We start from the raw sequence: 18,195 nt of genomic DNA on the forward strand, positions 1-18,195 counted from the left end.
TTATTAATGAATAAAAAACAACAAGGATTTACCTTAATTGAATTAATGATAGCCGTGGCCATTGTTGGCATCATCGCAGCTATTGCAGTGCCTAATTACAGTGAGTATGTAAAAAGGGCATCACGTGCAGAAGCCGCAGCAGCGCTTTTAGATGCGGCAAACAAGCAAGAACAGTATTTTGTTGATAACCGTGCTTATACAGCCTCGTTTGATGACTTAGGGATAAATAACAAAACTGAAAATGGTAGTTTTGAACTAACAATTAAAGTGGTTGATAATAATGCATTTACAGTTACCGCTAAGCCGATTTCAGGCGCTGTAAAAGGCGATGCTGATTGTACGTCATTAACGATTAATGACGTAGGCTTAAAAGGAGCAACAGGTAGTAAAGGCAATACCGACATTAACTATTGCTGGGGTCGATAGGCACAGCGCTTATTGTTGGCATTTGTTGGTAGATTTTATTCGTATTCGACCAGTTTGACTAATAGATAAAGCAAGCCCCTCAAGGTTTGCTTTATCACTATTTGGGCAATATACGAAAGTGCCGTTCTGAAATCCATTTAACGAGCCATCAGGCCTAAAAGTAATGGCTGTACGAGGATACTCTAACGTATCGGCGTTATGAGTATACTCAAAAGTACTAATTAACAGTTCATCATCATCAAGTGATATTGACCTATCATTATCAATAAAAAGAGACACACCCGTGTGCCACTCACCCTCTGAGCACTGTTTATCTTTTAAAGCGCACAGTGTTACGTAGCTGTCATGCTCTATAGCGTAAAGGCGTGCAAAATTAATATTTCGGTGTAGTAAAGAGATTTGATTGTCAGCTCGGTTTTTCGCTAAAAAGTCGGCAAAAAACCAGAGTGAAATTTGCGCTACGATCACAAAAACCACAATTGCTACCATGAGCTCAATTAGTGTAAAGCCACTATGTGGGTGATAACCTGTGTTTAACCTCATCCCTGAAGCCTTGCTTTATCCGTCCATGATTAAAGTTTAGACAATAATTAGCAAACTACAAAATAGCGATTAACAACTGCTTTTGGTGTCGCCAACATAAAAGGCGGTTCCCGATAGTGATAGCGTTAAAGCCTTATTATTTTCAGTGCCATTATTAGGGCAAAAAATGAAATTGCCTGGCGTTGTGGTAATACGCCCGCTGGAATTAAATCGTATACTGTTATCTGCAAATGAAATACGATCATTGGGACTAATTTCTTCCATTACTCTAATAAGGCTATCTGTTGCCTTATCATATTGACCATCATTATTTGCATCGATGAAGGTGATTACTATTTTATCAACATCCCATCCATCCGCGCATGTAAGAGTATCGTCATTGTTTTTTACTTTTGTTTTTTGAGGCTGCACATACAATGACTATTTCGTCAGTACTGGCTGCTTGTGAACGTGCATAACTAATATTGCGCTTTAGTTCCAATAAAAAGTTTTCCCCACGGTTTTCTTCCAGCATATCGCCACTGTTCCACAAAGCAATAGTGGCAATAATGCCAACAATGGCCACGGTGACCATTAATTCTAATAAGGTAAATCCACGGTGTTTAGTTTTCATATGAATCTCAAAAATTAGTTGTTTTAAGCTAAGCATTATTTATGAGGATAATCATACCATGATTATTTTTCACCTGTGCTATTCAATCACTTTGTTTGCTATGAACCTCATGATTGTCTAAAATCGAGGCAACTGAGGCTTTCAAAAGTAACTAATATGAAAAAAATAGAAGCAATCATTAAACCGTTTAAGCTTGATGACGTGCGCGAAGCACTATCTGATGTTGGCATTACGGGTATGACAGTAAGTGAAGTAAAAGGGTTTGGACGTCAAAAAGGCCACACCGAGCTATACCGTGGCGCAGAGTACATGGTTGATTTTTTACCTAAGGTAAAGCTAGATATTGTGCTTGGTGATGAAGATGTGGAACGCGCTATTGATGTGATTGTTAAAAACCGCACAAACAGGCAAAATAGGTGATGGTAAAATATTTGTTACTGAGGTAGAGCGTGTTGTGCGTATTCGTACCGCAGAAGAGGATGAAGACGCGATATAATCGTAGTCTTGAGTAAAAAAAAGGCGCTACTTTTATTTGAAAGTAGCGCCTTTTTAGTATTATTTATTTCTGCTATTGAATTTACGCGTTTGCGCTGCATTCTCACTTAATTCAGTTAATCCAAGCTTATCGTAGCTTTTTTCCATCATGGCTAATGCCGCATCCAAGTAGCTACTTTGTGAGTAATGCTCTACCACAAACTTACCGCGATTCGCGGCTGCTAAATAAGCTTCACGTTCATAATAGTAAGTCGCAACTTTTAGCTCATAACGTGCCATGCGATTTAATAGCCAAACTAAACGACGTTTTGCTTCTGGCGCATAATCACTTTGTGGAAAACGTTTAACTAAGGTTGATAGGTCGGTATAGGCTACACGGGTACGTTTAGCGTCTCTGTCTGCTCTATCTACACCAAAGTACTCTTGGAAAGCATTTTTATCCGCTTTAATATTAACCAAGCCACGCATGTAGTACATGTAATCTAAATCTTTGTGATTTGGGTTTAAGCGAATAAAACGGTCAATGGTAGCAAGTGCCTGCTCTGTATTACCTGATTGGTAATGTGCGTACACTAAATCCATCTGTACTTGCTTTGAAAACGGGCCAAACGGGTAGCGAGAATCAATTGCCGCTAACAGTTCAATTGCACGTGCGTATAAACCAGAATCAAGCGTTTGTTTTGCATCTTCGTATAGTGCTTGTGCTGATCTGTTTGGTACTCGTTGAATGTCTTCTTGGTCAGGCGCAGACGAACAAGCCCCTAAACTAAGCACTGAAACTGAAAAAACAATGGCGAATGCACGTTTCCCTATTTTATTTATCATTTTATTTGTTACCTTCGATGTCTTCGGCTAGGCCAAGTGGGTAAAACCGAGTAAACTATGCGTATTATGTTATGCTTTTATTAAAAGCGATTCTAACCCAGTCAAGCAAAGCTTGCACTGGTAAATTGGGTAAAGTTACTAATGTCAGAGCAAATATCTCTCCAAGCCGAGGTCCCAACAGACTTAGGTGGTAAACGTCTAGACCAAGTATTAGCACAATTGTTCCCTGATTATTCACGATCACGGATAAAAACGTGGATTTTAGATGATAAAATCACCGTTGACGGCGAAATTTTCAACACCCCGCGTGAAAAATTACTCGGTGGTGAAGTTGTAGCTGTTGAAACAACAATAGAAGCACCTCGTGAATACGAAGCACAAGATATCAAATTAAACATCGTTTATGAAGACGATGATATTTTAGTGATCAATAAACCAATGGGATTAGTGGTTCATCCTGGTGCAGGTAACCCTGACGGTACTGTGTTAAATGCATTACTTCATCACTTCCCAGAAATTATTAACGTACCACGAGCGGGTATAGTGCATCGTCTTGATAAAGACACAACCGGCTTAATGGTTGTAGCTAAAACCATTCAAGCTCAAACTCATTTGGTTAAAGCCTTACAAAAGCGCGAAAATTTCACACGTGAATATGAAGCGTTATGTAATGGTACTATGACTGCCGGTGGTATGGTTGAAAAAGCGATTGGCCGTCATCCAACTCAGCGTACGCACATGGCTGTTCATGAAATGGGTAAACCTGCGATTACGCATTACCGTGTAGCAGAAAAGTTCCGTGCTCATACTCGTTTGCGTTTACGCCTTGAAACCGGACGTACGCACCAAATTCGCGTGCATATGGCGTACTTAAATCATCCCTTAATTGGCGATCAATCTTATGGCGGCCGTCCTCGTCCACCAAAAGGGGCAACGCCTGAGCTGTTTGAGTTACTGCGTAGCTTTAAGCGTCAAGCGCTGCATGCCGTTAAATTAAGCATTGCTCATCCAATTACCGGTGAAATGATGACCTGGCAAGCACCTATCCCTGATGATATGGTTCAGATGACTCAAGCATTGCGCGAAGATACAAAAGCAAATCCAGACATAGCTAGTTAATTATGTCTGGCTTATCAGCTACATGGCAATCTATTCAGGGTGTAGACACATTGAGTACTACACGGGATGGAGGCGTATCAAAGCCACCATTTGATAGCTTGAATTTAGGATTGCATGTAGGTGATAACCGCCAAGATGTATTAACCAATCGAGCGCATGTAAATACCCACTTACCTAACCCGGCTGTTTGGTTAAATCAGGTTCATAGCGCCGACGTAATTAGAGTGGATGAAGGGTTTGACGCTAAACAAACTCTGACGGGGGATGCGCTTTATACGCAGTTAAGCAATCAACCTTTAGCTATAATGACCGCTGACTGTTTACCTATTTTACTTACCTCAAGCGATGGCCAAGAAGTGGCTGCCATTCACGCCGGTTGGCGAGGGTTAGCGCAAGGAATCATTAGTAATACAGTTAGCTATTTTAAACATGCACCAACGAACTTACATGCTTGGTTAGGTCCTGCAATAGGGGCTAATCGATTTGAAGTCGGCCAAGAGGTTGTTGCAATATTTACAGCCAATAATCCTGCTTTGCACGACGCGTTTAAACCTCAAAATAACGATAAATATTTAGCTGATATTTATCATATAGCGCGTATTTTGCTAAACCAACGGGGTGTTGTGAATATTAGTGGTGGTGAATACTGTACTTTTTCTCAAGATAATCAGTTTTTTTCTTATCGACGAGATGGCCAAACCGGTCGTATGGTAAGTTTGATCTGGCGCAAGTAAATAACCATTAAGTGATTATTTTTCCCTCAATACCTTGAACAAACCCGCTAACATACCCATTTATTAAGTAATTCGTTTTTTTATAGGTAAACCCTCATGCGTTTAGATAGATTTACAAGTAAATTTCAGTCTGCGCTTTCAGATGCGCAATCATTAGCGCTAGGTCGCGATCATCAATTTATTGAACCCGTTCACCTTATGTATGCTTTATTAAAGCAAAGCGGCTCAAGTGTGCGTGCTTTGTTTGCACAAATGGGCATTAGCGTTGACGAGCTCAATACCAAACTCTCTCAAGAGATAGAAAAATTATTTAAAGTGGAGGGTGTTGGTGGCGATGTACAATTGTCAAACAACATGGTTTCACTTATTAATTTATGTGATAAGTACGCCCAAAAACGCAAAGATAAATATATCTCAAGCGAACTGTTTGTATTAGTTGCATGCGAGGATAAAGGACCGCTTGGCAGTGTATTTAAAGCACTTAATATCACCGCTAACAAAGTTGAAACTGCTATAGAGGCAATTCGCGGTGGTCAAAAAGTTGATGACCCTAATGCTGAAGAAACTCGTCAAGCACTTGAAAAGTATACTATTGATCTAACTGAGCGGGCAGAGCAAGGTAAGCTTGACCCTGTAATTGGCCGTGATGATGAAATTCGTCGCACCATCCAAGTATTACAACGTCGCACCAAAAATAACCCTGTGTTAATTGGTGAGCCTGGGGTGGGTAAAACCGCAATTGCCGAAGGGCTTGCACAACGTATTATTAATGGTGAAGTTCCAGAGGGCTTAAAAAATAAACGCGTACTCTCACTTGATTTGGGTGCATTAGTTGCGGGAGCCAAATACCGCGGTGAGTTTGAAGAGCGTTTAAAATCAGTACTCAATGAGTTGGCCAAAGAAGAAGGCCAAGTAATTTTGTTTATTGATGAAATTCATACCATTGTTGGTGCTGGCAAAAGTGATGGCGCCATGGATGCGGGTAATATGTTAAAGCCTGCACTAGCACGCGGTGAACTCCATTGTGTAGGGGCTACAACGCTGGATGAATACCGTAAATACATTGAAAAAGATGCTGCGCTTGAGCGTCGTTTTCAAAAAGTATTAATTGAAGAGCCATCGGTTGAAGACACTATTGCTATATTACGTGGCCTAAAAGAGCGCTACGAATTGCACCATTCAGTGGAGATCACCGATCCGGCAATTGTTGCTGCAGCACAGTTATCACATCGCTATATTAGTGATCGCCAATTGCCTGATAAAGCAATTGATTTAATTGATGAAGCGGGCTCATCTATTCGGCTGCAAATTGATTCAAAACCTGAAGCCTTAGATAAGCTAGAGCGTCGTATCATTCAGTTAAAAATTGAAGATAACGCCTTGGCTAAAGAAAAAGACGAGGCCAGTCAAAAGCGCCGTGCAGAAATGGTTGAGCTGATCACTGAGCTTGAAGTGCAATACCGTGAGCTTGATGAAGTATGGAATGCTGAAAAAGCCTCTTTGCAAGGTACGCAAGTCATTAAAGCAGAGCTTGAACAGGCACGACTTGATTTAGAAGTGGCACGCAGAGCAAGCGATTTACAGCGTATGTCAGAGCTGCAATATGGCCGTATTCCCGAGCTTGAGCGTAAGCTTGATTTAGCATCGCAAGCCGAAATGCAAGAAATGAGCTTACTTAAAAACCAAGTGGGCGAAGACGAAATTGCCGAAATCCTATCACGTTGGACCGGCATTCCGGTGGCACGTATGCTTCAAGGTGAACGTGAAAAACTATTGCAAATGGAAGAGCAATTGCACAATAAAGTGATAGGGCAAGATGAAGCGGTAGTTGCGGTGGCTAATGCCATTCGTCGTTCTCGCGCAGGGCTTGCTGATCCGAATCGTCCTATTGGCTCATTTTTATTCTTAGGGCCAACAGGGGTGGGTAAAACAGAGTTAACAAAAGCGTTGGCTGGCTATATGTTTGACACCGAAAGTGCCATGGTACGCATTGATATGTCTGAGTTTATGGAAAAACACTCAGTTGCGCGTTTAGTCGGTGCGCCTCCCGGTTATGTAGGTTACGAAGAAGGTGGCTACTTAACGGAAGCTGTTCGTCGGAAGCCGTACTCGGTTATTTTGTTGGATGAAATAGAAAAGGCGCACCCAGATGTGTTTAATATTTTATTACAAGTTCTTGATGATGGACGCTTAACAGATGGACAAGGCCGTACTGTCGACTTTAAAAACAGCGTAATTATTATGACCTCAAACCTTGGCTCAGATATTATCCAAGAGCAAGCGGGCAATAATGACTACGATGAGCTGAAAAATAAAGTGATGGGTGTGCTGCATAACGAGTTTAGGCCTGAATTTATTAACCGTATTGATGAAACAGTAGTGTTCCATCCGTTGGCACATAGTCATATTAAAGAAATTGCTGATATTCAGTTAAGTAAGCTGCGTGAACGATTAACAGAGATGGGTTATTTACTGGAATTGACTGATGCTGCGCTTGAGCGAATTGCAGCCAGTGGCTTTGATCCTGTTTATGGCGCTCGCCCACTTAAGCGTGCTATACAACAGACCATTGAAAACCCATTAGCACAGAAGCTGCTTAATAATGATTTTCAACCCGGTTCTATCATTGTTATTGATGCGAATGCAGAAGGCTTAGTATTTACTAGTCGTTAATTACACAAATAAACAAGCCGCTGTTAACAGCGGCTTGTTTGATTTTAAATCTTATTGTTAAACTTTAAAGGTAAGCAGTAAATCATTTACTTTTCGTGAGCCTTCCACCAATTCAGCAGCGCCATGCGCTACGCTATAACTGAGTTGTAAATTGTCATCCCCCAAACCTTTAATTTTTTCAACATTGCTGCCAATATCTCTACTTACCACCTGTTGTTGCTCTGCGGCGGCTGAAATATCGGTAGCAAGTTGTGAAATTTCACTAATTTGAGTAAAGATACTATCCAGCTCTTGTTGTGTTTGCCCTGTGGTGTTAACACAGTCATCGGCTTGTTGTTTTGTGCTCTGCATGATTTTAGACCAGCTAAACAAAGTATCTTGAATCTCTTTAATTGAGCTGTGAATTTGAGCTGTGGCGTTTTGAGTACGTGAAGACAGTGCGCGTACTTCATCAGCGACCACCGCAAAACCTCGACCATGCTCACCAGCTCGGGCAGCTTCAATTGCTGCGTTAAGTGCTAACAAATTGGTTTGTTCTGCAATGCCTTCTATTTCACTCATTACCTGACCAATTTTATCGGCCTCAGAGGCAAGTCCTGTGGCTGTGGTTGCCGCTTGCTCAACTTGTACTGCTAAATCAGATACCATCTTGCTGTTATCGGCAATATGATTTTTTATATCAGAGCAGCTTTGATAGGTGATCCCCACTTTATCTGCGGTATTATTGGTATTATTAGAAATTTCACCAATCGTGGTGCTCATTTGTGACATCGCAGTGGCTATTTGCTCAAGCTGAGTTCCCTGAGAAGAAATTCCTTGCTCGGTTAGCGTCGATTGCTGATCTAAGCCTTGGGCAATAGTATTAAAACTCAAGGTTGAGTCTTTAACACGCCCTAGTACCGTTTTTAACTTGGCGCAAAGCATTTGCTCTCGGTAATCACTAATACTGTGAGGGTGTGAGCCACTAAATACATAACGAGATACTGAATCCGCCTCGATTTTTTGCTGTTTTAGGGTACCAGGTGTCGCTATTAGCTCATCATAATTTAATGCTAAAATGATGATACACACTATCAGGTTAACTGCTGCAATCGCCATAGAACCCCAAATAGCGACACTGGCTAACCAAACTAAAACACCGGCTACGCTCAAGCCCTGTCTGAGTGAGGTGCGCTCACGCCAGCTAAATAGTGACTTATTAGCGTTAATTTTGGCATACAGTTTCTGCGCTCTACGTTTTGCGCGTTGCGAGAGTTTTACACGCACAGACTGATAACCAATCAATTGGCCATGTTCGAAAATAGGTGTTACAAATGCATCGACCCAATAGTAACGGCCGTCTTTACATAAATTCTTTACAGCACCTCGCCACGAATGGCCTTGCTTTAAGGTGTCCCACATTTCTTTAAATGCCGCTTTAGGCATATCAGGGTGGCGAACTATATTGTGGTTTTTATTGATGAGTTCATCCATTTCATAGCCAGCAATACTGCAAAATTCATGATTGGCATAGGTAATAACACCCCGAAGATCGGTCGTTGAAACCAACTCTTGGTGCTCTTCAAAGGTGACCTCTTCATCTATTAAGCTTTGATTACGACGCATAGTAACTCTTTATCATTCTTTATTAGGATGGCTATTGTAATTACTAAAACTAACGTACGTTAGTGATAAGTTTTAAATAGCAGTAGTAAGGCATTTTTTTGATATTTTTATGATCTTTATCAATTTTAAGGGTAATTGAATTTTTTAATTATGACAAACTTTTAGCAAGGGATTCACTCTTTCGTATTGGGGAAATCATGCGTTGGGGGCAGTAGAGGATTGTGGCAAATAATATGTAAAAGAAATTGTATATTGCTGGTGGCAATGGCAAGATTATCTTTTATAGCGTGAAACAAAGCGTGTTTAAAATTCATTAAAAACTATATCTAATAAATTCATGTAGTTTTTTCTTCATTTAATCTTGAGTAAAGGTAATTAGACCCCATAACCTTATGATTAAGCCACTTGGCTCGAGGAAACTTTTTTTTGGCAACTTATAATTTAAAGAACACGCTCAACGCGTTATCTAATGCAGATAATCAGCATGCTATTAAAGGTATTATGCGCGGTATTGAGAGAGAATCACTAAGAATTAAACCCAATGGTTCTATTTCTAAGCAAGCTCACCCCGAAGGCGTAGGCTGTGCGCTTACCAACGGACATATCACGACTGACTTTTCTGAGTCCTTACTTGAGTTTATTACACCGGTTAGCGAGTCATCAACGCAAACGTTACAACAGCTGAAAGATCTACAAAAGTTCACCCTAGAACATATGGACGATGAACTGCTGTGGCCAATTAGTATGCCGTGTTTTATAAATCATCAAGACGATATTGTCTTAGCTCAATTTGGCGATTCTAACGTTGGTAAAATGAAAACCTTATATCGTGAAGGTTTAAAGAACCGTTATGGTAGTATGATGCAAGCGATTGCCGGCGTGCACTTTAATATTTCTTTTCCTGAAACGTTATGGCAGTCACTACACTCATTAAAGCAAAGCAACGCAAAACTTGCAGATTTTATATCTGATGGGTACTTAGCATTAATTCGCAATTTTAAACGCGAGTTGTGGTTAATTAGCTATATGTTTGGTGCGTCACCTGCATTGTGTAGTTCATTCTTGCAAGGGCGTAAAAGCGACTTACCGTTTAAAAAGCTAGGCAAAGGTACTTTATATTTAGAAGTGGGCACTGCGCTACGATTAGGTAATCTAGGCTATACCAACAGTGCTCAGTCATCACTACGTGTAATGTATAACTCATTAGATGAGTATGTTGCAGGGTTGAAAAAGGCCATAAATACGCCTTCAGATATTTATGGCAGTATTGACGACTATACGAGTGCCGAGCCAAAGCAACTAAATAAAAATATTCTACAAATAGAGAACGAGTTTTACTCGCCAATCCGCCCTAAGCGTAATGCTAAAAATGGTGAAACACCCACCGATGCACTACTAAGAGCGGGTATAGAATATATTGAAATTCGTGCATTGGATGTTAACCCATTTAGTGAGGTTGGCATTGATTTAGAGCAAATACACTTTTTAGATGTATTTTTAACCTATTGTTTATTAAAAGACTCAGCGCCTATGAATTGGCAAGAGCAAGCACGTAGCACTGAAAACCTTGATACAGTGGTGAACCAAGGCCGAGAAAAAGGCCTGATGCTTAATTTTAATAATGAGCCGCGCAGTCTTGAGTCATGGGGCGATGAAATATTTAACCAGCTCGTTGACGTTGCGAAGTGGATGGATAACGCATACGGTGTTGACTATTACTCAAACACTATTAAGCGCATGGCAATGTGGGTGCATAATCCGACATTAACTTATTCAGGGCGTTATGTTGAGCAGTTAAAAGCATCAGGGCTAGATAATGGGCACTTCGCACTTTCACTTGCTCAAAAGTACAAACAAAGCCATGAGACAGCCAGTTATACTGAATTCTCAAAGTCGTGGTTAGCGCAACAAGCGGCAGAGTCTTACCAGGCTCAAAAAGCAATTGAGCAAGCCGATAATCAATCATTTACTGCATTTTTAGATACGTATTTCAGGGTCTGTTGACCTTTGCGGATTACAATTTGTTCAAACTAGGAGCGGTTTAATCGCGGCGCGAGGTTTGTAACCTAGTGGGCTCGATAACTGCTCCTGCGTTATTCTACTGGCTTACATCCATGTAAGAATAAGTAAAAACCGAGCAACAAAGAGTAAATCGCTCCTAGGCAGAACCCGAAGGGCAGCACCTGTTTGGCATTGATGCTGCGTTATCGCCTATTTATGGGGAATAACCACACCACATAGGCTTTGCCTTGCCTAAATACCAAACAAACTGCTGCAAATTCAACCTTGAAAGGTCAACAGACCCAAGTAAGTAGTAGGCAAAAAAAACGCAGCCCATAGTAGCTGCGTAAATATTCTTTAGGGATGAAACAATGCTGTACTACTGCATTCATAGATTCAGACCCACACTTTTTTAAAAAGTTCAGTGAGATCTTAAAAAATGAAAAAAATATTATTACTTTATCTCTAGTGCTTACTTTAGCGGGTTGTGCCACTGCGCCACCCAAGCAACCCGAAGATATTTGTAAAATCTTTGAAGAGAAATCTGACTGGTATTTTGATGCTAAAGACGCCCAAGATAAGTGGGGCTCACCCAAGCATGTGTTAATGAGCATGATGTATCAAGAAAGCTCTTTTCGTCATGATGCTGCACCGCCTATGGAATACTTTTTATGGATAATTCCAACTGGCCGTGCAAGCGATGCTTATGGTTATTCTCAAGCTAAAACGCCAACTTGGTCTGACTATATTCGTGAAACAGGTAATAGCGGTGCCGATAGAGACGAATTTGAAGATGCGATCGACTTTATGGCATGGTTTGTTTATAAAACCCATAAAATAAATGGGGTGTCTAAGTGGGATGCTTACGCACAGTATCTAAATTATCATGAAGGGTGGGGCGGTTATAAGCGAGGCACCTACCGCAAGAAAAAGTGGCTAATGAGCGTTGCCAATAAAGTAAAACACCGTGCAAGCCGTTATGGTGTGCAGCTAAGACGTTGTGAAGATGATTTAGACAAAGGTTGGTTTGAGCGTTTATTCTTTTAACTAACCTAAACCCAGATTAATCAAAAAAGGAGCCATTTGGCTCCTTTTTATTGGTTTATTTTTTACGTTTATTGGGTTGAATTTTAACTTGTTTGATCATGTTTTCTTTTACTTCAAGTACTTCAACCGGATAGCCCGCAATACGAATACTTAAGTTAGCATCTGGAATATCTTCCAAATACTCAACAATAAGGCCACTGAGTGTTTTAGGGCCATCTAATGGGAATTCCCAACCCATTTCTTTATTTAAGTCGCGCACGTTGGCACCACCATCAACTATATAAGAACCATCGCTTTGTGTGGTTACTTCTTCACTTGGTGTACGGGTTTGAGTGGTGGTGAAATCGCCCACAACCTCTTCAAGAATATCTTCTAAGGTGACTAAGCCTTGTATATCGCCATATTCATCAACAACGATGCCAATTCGTTCTTTCGACAACTGAAACTTCAGCAGTTGAGTATTAAGCGACGTTCCCTCAGGAATAAAGTATATCTCGCGTACAGCTCGAAGGAGCGAAGGTTTGTCGAATTGCTCTTTAGTAAGAAGACGTAATGCATCACGAGAGTGAATAAAGCCCACTGCATCATCAATGTTATCGCGGTATAAAAGTACGCGAGTATGTTGAGCATGAGTTAGCTGTTTACTAATTATTTTCCAGTCATCGTTGATATCAATCGCCACAATCTCATTGCGGGGTATCATAATATCTTCAACGGTAACCTGCTCTAAATCTAAAATTGAGGTCAGCATACTTTGGTGGCGTGCCGGGATCAGTGCACCTGATTCATTTAGCACGGTTTTTAATTCTTCTTTACTCATGCTGTGCTCATCTATTTGTGCAGCACTAATGCCAAATAAGCGTAATATGCCGTTGGTCATCCAGTTAACAACTACCACAAATGGGAAGAGTATTTTTAACAAGCCCTTAAGTATCACAGAGCTAGGAAAAGCGACTCGCTCAGGATAGAGGGCGGCCAGTGTTTTTGGCGTTACTTCAGCGAAAATTAGCACAACTAGTGTTAATGCACCCGTTGCTATAGCAATACCTAAATCGCCATACAAGCGTATACCTATTATGGTGGCTACCTGCGCTGCAGCAATATTAACCAGGTTATTACCAATTAGGATCAGACCTATCAACCTATCTGGTCGACTCAGTAATTTACTAACGCGTTTCGCAGCACGATGGTTCTCTTTAGCGAGGTGTCGCAAACGAATACGGTTGATTGACATGATTCCGGTTTCTGACCCGGAGAAGTAAGCAGAAAAAAGCACCAATAAACCTAATATGATAAACAGGGTACTTGTCGATATGTCGTCCAACGATGGATCCTTTTTTTATAAACCAATGCGTATTAAGCTAGAGTGAGCTTTCAGAGTCAAGTTAAAACTTATTTAGGACCACTTCTTGTATAAAACGGCTACCAAAATAAGCAAGTGTGAGTGTAAATGCGGCAATCATTATACTCACTACCACTACTTTGCCTCGCCAACCACGTTTTACATGGCCAACTGCAATCGTAGCAAAAATGGCCCAAGCAACTAGAGATAAGATTGTTTTGTGAATAAACTCTTTGGCAAACATGCCATCTAGAAATACAAATCCGGTAATGAGCGCCACACTTAATAATACGGTACCTAAGTTTAATAACTGGTAAAGTTGGCGTTCTACCACCATGAGTGGCGGTAAGTGACTGTGAACTATCGCTAAGTCTTTTCGCTTTAAGCGTTTATCAATAAAGTAAAACTGCACGCCATACAAAGTGGCAATAATTAAAATACAGTAGGCTAATAACGACAGTGATATATGTGCAACCAGTGCCAGCTCTACATTTATACTTTGTAATAAAACATGATGAGGGATAAATAGGCTAGAAATTGTTAGCAGTGCAGCAAAGCCATAAACAACAGGTAGTAGCAAGGTTGCGGGAAACTTTAAAGAAACAGTGGTAACACACAGCACAATAATCCAGCAAGTCAGTAATGCCACATTAACAATACTTAAATCTTGCCCATCAGCTCTAAATACCGAATTTACTAATAGCAGCATGTGCGCCAAAATAGCGACAGTACTAAGTATTATAGTAACTTTTTGGCTCGGCCCCTGATGATGAAACAATCGCGAAAGCACGTGAGACGTTGCTAACACATAAAATAAACTGGCAATAATAGTTAAACTAATAATCAGCATTTTGCTTTGGCCACTTAATTGAAGTCAAATAATTCGTGTTCGTTATCTGGTCATTGTATTTTATAGCAACGCAAATGCATAGACCCTGTAAAAAGAAACTCAATAAGCAGCACTTCAGCACTGTATTGTATGCCACCATTTACGGTATACTATTTTCAATTGAATTTTAATAACATCGACCTTATTAATAGAGTTGATATAAACGTCTTTTCGGAACCGTTACATGTTTGAGAACCTCCAAGAACGATTAGGTAAAACCCTAAAAAATATTAGTGGCCGTGGTCGCTTAACTGAAGACAACATTAAAGATACACTTCGTGAAGTGCGAATGGCATTTTTAGAAGCCGATGTGGCGTTGCCTGTTGTTCGCGAGTTTGTAAAGCAAGTTAAAGAGCGTGCGGTTGGTGTTGAAGTCACCAAAAGCTTGAGCCCTGGCCAAGTATTTATAAAAATTGTTCGTGAAGAACTTGAAAAAGCCATGGGTGAAGCCAACGAAGAGCTAAGCCTTAACGCACAGCCACCGGCGGTAGTGATGATGGCTGGTCTTCAAGGTGCGGGTAAAACCACCAGTGTGGGTAAGCTGGCTAAGTTTTTAAAAGAGCGCAAGAAGAAGTCTGTGCTAGTGGTGAGTGCCGATGTGTATCGTCCAGCAGCAATTAAGCAATTAGAAACCTTAGCAACAGAAGTTGATGTAGAATTTTTCCCAAGTGATATTTCGCAAAAACCAGTTGATATTGCAACTGCCGCCATTTCTCATGCGAAAAAGAAATTTATTGATGTTGTATTAGTCGATACTGCGGGTCGTTTGCATGTTGATAGCGACATGATGGATGAAATTAAAGCCTTGCATCATGCAATTAATCCAATCGAAACGCTATTCGTTGTTGATGCAATGACAGGTCAAGATGCGGCAAATACAGCAAAAGCATTTGACGAAGCTTTACCGCTGACCGGTGTGATACTGACTAAAACAGATGGTGATGCCCGAGGTGGTGCTGCTTTATCTATTCGTCATATTACTGGTAAACCAATTAAGTTTATGGGTGTGGGTGAGCGCACTGATGCCCTTGAGCCTTTCCACCCAGACCGAATTGCTTCACGTATTTTAGGCATGGGTGATGTACTTTCATTAATCGAAGAAGTCGAGATGAAAGTAGACAAAGAACAAGCGGCAAAAGTAGCACAAAAAGTATTTAAAGGTGATGGCTTTACGCTGGATGACTTTGCTGATCAACTAAAGCAAATGAAAAATATGGGTGGCATGATGTCGATGCTCGATAAACTGCCTGGCATGCAAAACATCCCAGATGCGGTTAAAGGGCAAATGGGTGATAAAACCTTTATTCAAATGGAAGCGATTATTAGCTCTATGACCAAAAAAGAGCGTGCACGCCCAGAAATCATCAAAGGTTCGCGTAAAAAGCGTATTGCTGCCGGCTCTGGTACTCAAGTACAAGAGATCAATAAACTGCTTAAGCAATTTACGCAAATGCAAAAAATGATGAAGAAGATGAAAGGTAAAGGTGGCATGCAAAAAATGATGCGTGGCATGAAAGGGATGTTACCACCTGGCATGATGGGTGGCGGTGGTCCAAAATTTTAATAATTTAACCTTTAATACCTTCAATACGAGATAAAAAGTAATCAATAAAGAGGTAAAATGCCTCTTTATTGTTGAATAAACTATGCACAGAATAGCTTATTCATATACTTTTTCATCTTGGATCACGGTTTAATCTACTAAACTGGCTTTTTGCATCACTTCTTACTTGCATTGTTGCTAAAAACTCGTACAATTCACCGGCTCCCCATACTGGGGAGTAAATCTTATTAATGAAAACAGTCAATCTATTTAGAGGACGGTATGGTAACTATTCGTTTGCAACGTGGTGGCGCTAAAAAACGCCCTTTCTATCAAATTGTGGTTGCGGATAGCCGTTTCTCGCGTGACGGTCGCTTCATCGAGAAAGTAGGTTTCTTTAACCCAATTGCTTCAGGTCAAGAAGAAAAACTTCGTTTAGATTTACCACGTGTTGAACACTGGTTAGGTCAAGGCGCAGGTCTTTCAGATCGTGTAGCTAAATTAGTTAAAGACGCTCGTAAAGCGGCTTAATAGGCGTAAGTGTAACCATGAGTCAAGAGAACACCTCATCAATAATTGTCGTAGGAAAGCTCGGCGCCCCATATGGTATAAAGGGCTGGCTTAAGGTGCATTCATTTACTGATGATCCCCAAGGGATCTTCGATTTCAGCCCGTGGTTGATAGGGCAGCAAGGTAAATGGCAATCCTTAGAAGTGGTCGACTGGCGTCGCCACAACAAAGGCTTTATCGCTAAGTTTGCGCAAGTAAATGACAGAGACCAAGCAATGGCTTATACCAATGTAGAAATTTCTGTTGATTCAGCGCAGCTACCAGAATTACCGCAAGGTGAATTCTATTGGCGAGATCTCATCGGCATGTCGGTTGTAACTGATAAAGGTTATAACTTAGGCATTGTTGATGACCTTATGGAGACAGGCTCAAATGATGTACTGGTTGTGAAAGCAAACAGTAAAGATGCATTTGGCCAAGCAGAACGTTTAATTCCTTTTTTAACTGATTCAGTTATTCAAGAAGTTAAATATGATGCGAAAGAAATTACTGTAGATTGGGATCCAAGCTTTTAATGAGTCAAACAAATTCGTTGTGGGTAGGGGTTATCAGCCTTTTCCCGGATATGTTTGATGCAATTACAACGCAAGGTGTAACCGGTCGTGCTGTTAAAAATGGCTTAATCGATTTTAACTGCTGGAATCCACGTGACTATGCATCTGATAAGCATAGAACCGTAGATGATCGTCCTTACGGGGGCGGGCCAGGCATGTTAATGATGGTTGAACCATTAAAACAAGCCATTCTTGAAGCCAAACAGGCTGCAGGTGATGGTGCAAAAGTAATTTATATGTCGCCACAAGGGCGCAAATTAGATCAGCAAGGGGCTAGCGAACTCGCAAACTCTGAAAAACTGATTTTAATTGCCGGTCGCTATGAAGGTATAGACGAGAGAATAATAGAGTCGTACGTTGACGAAGAATGGTCAATTGGTGATTTTATTTTGAGTGGAGGTGAACTACCTGCCATGACATTAATTGACGCAGTAGCTCGATTAGTGCCAGGGGTTTTAGGACACAACCAGTCAGCAGAGCAAGATTCATTTTCGGATGGCTTGCTAGATTGTCCTCACTATACACGGCCAGAAACATTGGACGACAAACAGGTGCCTGCTGTATTACTCAGCGGAAACCACCAAGAGATAGCAAAATGGCGGCTTATGCAGTCATTAGGTAGAACTTGGCTTCGCCGTCCTGACTTGTTGCATAACCTAGCTCTGACTGAGGAGCAAGCGGTATTACTCGCGAAATTTCAGCAAGAGTACCAAAAAGCTTGTGGCTAGAAGACAGTTACACCTAGGAAAGTGAGAAACATAATGGCAAAAGTAAACCAAAATATTATTAAAGCGCTTGAAGAAGAGCAGCTTAAAACAGACGTACCTGCATTCGGCGCTGGTGATACAGTAGTTGTACAGGTAAAAGTAAAAGAAGGTGCTAAAGAGCGTCTACAGGCCTTTGAAGGTGTTGTAATCGCTAAGCGTAATCGTGGTCTTCACTCAGCATTCACAGTTCGTAAAATCTCGAACGGTGAAGGTGTTGAGCGTGTATTCCAAACGCACAGCCCTCTTATTGATAGCGTAACAGTTAAGCGTCGCGGTGCGGTTCGTCGTGCTAAGCTTTACTATCTACGTGAGCGTTCTGGTAAATCTGCACGTATTAGAGAAAAACTTAACTAATACGCGCTGTTTATCAACGCAAAAAAACGGGTTGCAACCTTTGGGTTGCAACCCGTTTTGGTTTTAATGCTATTGCGGTTTTTATATCGCTACAT

At 41.0% G+C, this 18,195-nt stretch carries 16 protein-coding genes and 2 pseudogenes; 12 read left to right on the plus strand and 6 right to left on the minus strand.

Annotated elements, in window-relative coordinates:
• The first annotated feature begins 6 nt into the window (after positions 1-6).
• The gene (locus P20439_RS03715; protein ID WP_008114440.1) at positions 7-426 is read left to right on the plus strand and encodes a type IV pilin protein; all 420 of its coding nucleotides are present in this window, start codon (positions 7-9) and stop codon (positions 424-426) included.
• A 9-nt stretch (positions 427-435) separates the two neighbouring features.
• On the opposite strand, the gene P20439_RS03720 is transcribed toward P20439_RS03715, so the two are convergent.
• A complete protein-coding gene (locus P20439_RS03720; RefSeq protein ID WP_008114442.1) occupies positions 436-969 on the minus strand; it encodes a GspH/FimT family protein in 534 nt (177 codons plus the stop codon).
• A gap of 69 nt (positions 970-1,038) precedes the next feature.
• A pseudogene (locus tag P20439_RS03725) lies at positions 1,039-1,582 on the minus strand (GspH/FimT family pseudopilin).
• Between the two features lie 156 nt (positions 1,583-1,738).
• On the opposite strand from P20439_RS03725, the pseudogene P20439_RS03730 reads away from it, so the two are divergent.
• Positions 1,739-2,078 (plus strand): annotated as a pseudogene (locus P20439_RS03730) (P-II family nitrogen regulator).
• 59 nt (positions 2,079-2,137) lie between these two features.
• Here the strand turns inward: P20439_RS03730 and P20439_RS03735 are convergent.
• Entirely contained in the window at positions 2,138-2,902 is a 765-nt protein-coding gene (locus P20439_RS03735; protein WP_008114446.1) for an outer membrane protein assembly factor BamD, read from the minus strand.
• Between the two features lie 141 nt (positions 2,903-3,043).
• Between P20439_RS03735 and rluD the strand changes: the two genes are divergently transcribed.
• The 3 genes from rluD (at position 3,044) to clpB (ending at position 7,428) form a co-directional block, all read left to right on the plus strand.
• Positions 3,044-4,021, plus strand: coding sequence for a 23S rRNA pseudouridine(1911/1915/1917) synthase RluD (gene rluD, locus P20439_RS03740; RefSeq protein ID WP_008114448.1), 978 nt, complete (start codon positions 3,044-3,046; stop codon positions 4,019-4,021).
• Positions 4,022-4,023: 2 nt separating this feature from the next.
• Positions 4,024-4,755, plus strand: coding sequence for a peptidoglycan editing factor PgeF (pgeF, locus tag P20439_RS03745; RefSeq protein WP_008114450.1), 732 nt, complete (start codon positions 4,024-4,026; stop codon positions 4,753-4,755).
• 96 nt (positions 4,756-4,851) lie between these two features.
• Positions 4,852-7,428: an ATP-dependent chaperone ClpB gene (clpB, locus tag P20439_RS03750; RefSeq protein ID WP_008114452.1), complete on the plus strand. Its 2,577-nt coding sequence runs from the start codon at positions 4,852-4,854 to the stop codon at positions 7,426-7,428.
• A gap of 57 nt (positions 7,429-7,485) precedes the next feature.
• Here the strand turns inward: clpB and P20439_RS03755 are convergent, their stop codons facing one another.
• A complete protein-coding gene (locus tag P20439_RS03755) occupies positions 7,486-9,033 on the minus strand; it encodes a PAS domain-containing methyl-accepting chemotaxis protein (protein ID WP_008464730.1) in 1,548 nt (515 codons plus the stop codon).
• 426 nt (positions 9,034-9,459) lie between these two features.
• Between P20439_RS03755 and gshA the strand changes: the two genes are divergently transcribed.
• On the plus strand, positions 9,460-11,037 hold the full coding sequence (gene gshA / locus P20439_RS03760; protein WP_008464731.1) for a glutamate--cysteine ligase: 1,578 nt from the start codon (positions 9,460-9,462) through the stop codon (positions 11,035-11,037).
• A gap of 360 nt (positions 11,038-11,397) precedes the next feature.
• Positions 11,398-12,081 carry a hypothetical protein gene (locus tag P20439_RS03765; RefSeq protein ID WP_008464733.1) on the plus strand — a complete coding sequence of 228 codons (684 nt, stop codon included), beginning with the start codon at positions 11,398-11,400 and terminating at the stop codon, positions 12,079-12,081.
• A 55-nt stretch (positions 12,082-12,136) separates the two neighbouring features.
• On the opposite strand, the gene P20439_RS03770 is transcribed toward P20439_RS03765, so the two are convergent.
• Both P20439_RS03770 and P20439_RS03775 read right to left on the minus strand, forming a co-directional pair.
• Positions 12,137-13,405 (minus strand): HlyC/CorC family transporter, encoded by a 1,269-nt coding sequence (locus tag P20439_RS03770; RefSeq protein WP_138956964.1) that lies wholly within the window; start codon positions 13,403-13,405, stop codon positions 12,137-12,139.
• Between the two features lie 61 nt (positions 13,406-13,466).
• Positions 13,467-14,273, minus strand: a complete 807-nt coding sequence (locus P20439_RS03775) for an inner membrane protein YpjD (protein ID WP_008464736.1) — start codon at positions 14,271-14,273, stop codon at positions 13,467-13,469.
• Positions 14,274-14,496: 223 nt separating this feature from the next.
• On the opposite strand from P20439_RS03775, the gene ffh reads away from it, so the two are divergent.
• The 5 genes from ffh to rplS all read left to right on the plus strand — a co-directional run bounded on the left by ffh (position 14,497) and on the right by rplS (position 18,100).
• A complete protein-coding gene (gene ffh / locus P20439_RS03780) occupies positions 14,497-15,876 on the plus strand; it encodes a signal recognition particle protein (RefSeq protein ID WP_008464738.1) in 1,380 nt (459 codons plus the stop codon).
• Between the two features lie 261 nt (positions 15,877-16,137).
• Positions 16,138-16,386: a 30S ribosomal protein S16 gene (rpsP, locus tag P20439_RS03785; RefSeq protein ID WP_008114468.1), complete on the plus strand. Its 249-nt coding sequence runs from the start codon at positions 16,138-16,140 to the stop codon at positions 16,384-16,386.
• A gap of 17 nt (positions 16,387-16,403) precedes the next feature.
• Positions 16,404-16,940 carry a ribosome maturation factor RimM gene (rimM, locus tag P20439_RS03790; RefSeq protein WP_008114470.1) on the plus strand — a complete coding sequence of 179 codons (537 nt, stop codon included), beginning with the start codon at positions 16,404-16,406 and terminating at the stop codon, positions 16,938-16,940.
• Positions 16,940-17,707 carry a tRNA (guanosine(37)-N1)-methyltransferase TrmD gene (gene trmD / locus P20439_RS03795; RefSeq protein ID WP_008464741.1) on the plus strand — a complete coding sequence of 256 codons (768 nt, stop codon included), beginning with the start codon at positions 16,940-16,942 and terminating at the stop codon, positions 17,705-17,707. Before rimM ends, trmD begins: the two co-directional genes overlap by 1 nt.
• Before the next feature lie 33 nt (positions 17,708-17,740).
• Positions 17,741-18,100 carry a 50S ribosomal protein L19 gene (gene rplS / locus P20439_RS03800; protein ID WP_008114473.1) on the plus strand — a complete coding sequence of 120 codons (360 nt, stop codon included), beginning with the start codon at positions 17,741-17,743 and terminating at the stop codon, positions 18,098-18,100.
• The last annotated feature ends 95 nt before the right edge of the window (positions 18,101-18,195 follow it).

Origin of the sequence: Pseudoalteromonas sp. BSi20439 (genome assembly GCF_000241165.1) — a bacterium.
Classification (GTDB): domain Bacteria; phylum Pseudomonadota; class Gammaproteobacteria; order Enterobacterales; family Alteromonadaceae; genus Pseudoalteromonas.

Bases quoted from the DNA above. Each gene is read 5' to 3' on its own strand.
- P20439_RS03715 (WP_008114440.1), top strand. From the start codon at position 7: ATGAATAAAAAACAACAAGGATTTACCTTAATTGAATTAATGATAGCC.
- P20439_RS03720 (WP_008114442.1), bottom strand. From the start codon at position 969: ATGAGGTTAAACACAGGTTATCACCCACATAGTGGCTTTACACTAATT.
- P20439_RS03735 (WP_008114446.1), bottom strand. From the start codon at position 2,902: ATGATAAATAAAATAGGGAAACGTGCATTCGCCATTGTTTTTTCAGTT.
- rluD (WP_008114448.1), top strand. From the start codon at position 3,044: ATGTCAGAGCAAATATCTCTCCAAGCCGAGGTCCCAACAGACTTAGGT.
- pgeF (WP_008114450.1), top strand. From the start codon at position 4,024: ATGTCTGGCTTATCAGCTACATGGCAATCTATTCAGGGTGTAGACACA.
- clpB (WP_008114452.1), top strand. From the start codon at position 4,852: ATGCGTTTAGATAGATTTACAAGTAAATTTCAGTCTGCGCTTTCAGAT.
- P20439_RS03755 (WP_008464730.1), bottom strand. From the start codon at position 9,033: ATGCGTCGTAATCAAAGCTTAATAGATGAAGAGGTCACCTTTGAAGAG.
- P20439_RS03765 (WP_008464733.1), top strand. From the start codon at position 11,398: ATGAAACAATGCTGTACTACTGCATTCATAGATTCAGACCCACACTTT.
- P20439_RS03775 (WP_008464736.1), bottom strand. From the start codon at position 14,273: ATGCTGATTATTAGTTTAACTATTATTGCCAGTTTATTTTATGTGTTA.
- ffh (WP_008464738.1), top strand. From the start codon at position 14,497: ATGTTTGAGAACCTCCAAGAACGATTAGGTAAAACCCTAAAAAATATT.
- rpsP (WP_008114468.1), top strand. From the start codon at position 16,138: ATGGTAACTATTCGTTTGCAACGTGGTGGCGCTAAAAAACGCCCTTTC.
- rimM (WP_008114470.1), top strand. From the start codon at position 16,404: ATGAGTCAAGAGAACACCTCATCAATAATTGTCGTAGGAAAGCTCGGC.
- trmD (WP_008464741.1), top strand. From the start codon at position 16,940: ATGAGTCAAACAAATTCGTTGTGGGTAGGGGTTATCAGCCTTTTCCCG.
- rplS (WP_008114473.1), top strand. From the start codon at position 17,741: ATGGCAAAAGTAAACCAAAATATTATTAAAGCGCTTGAAGAAGAGCAG.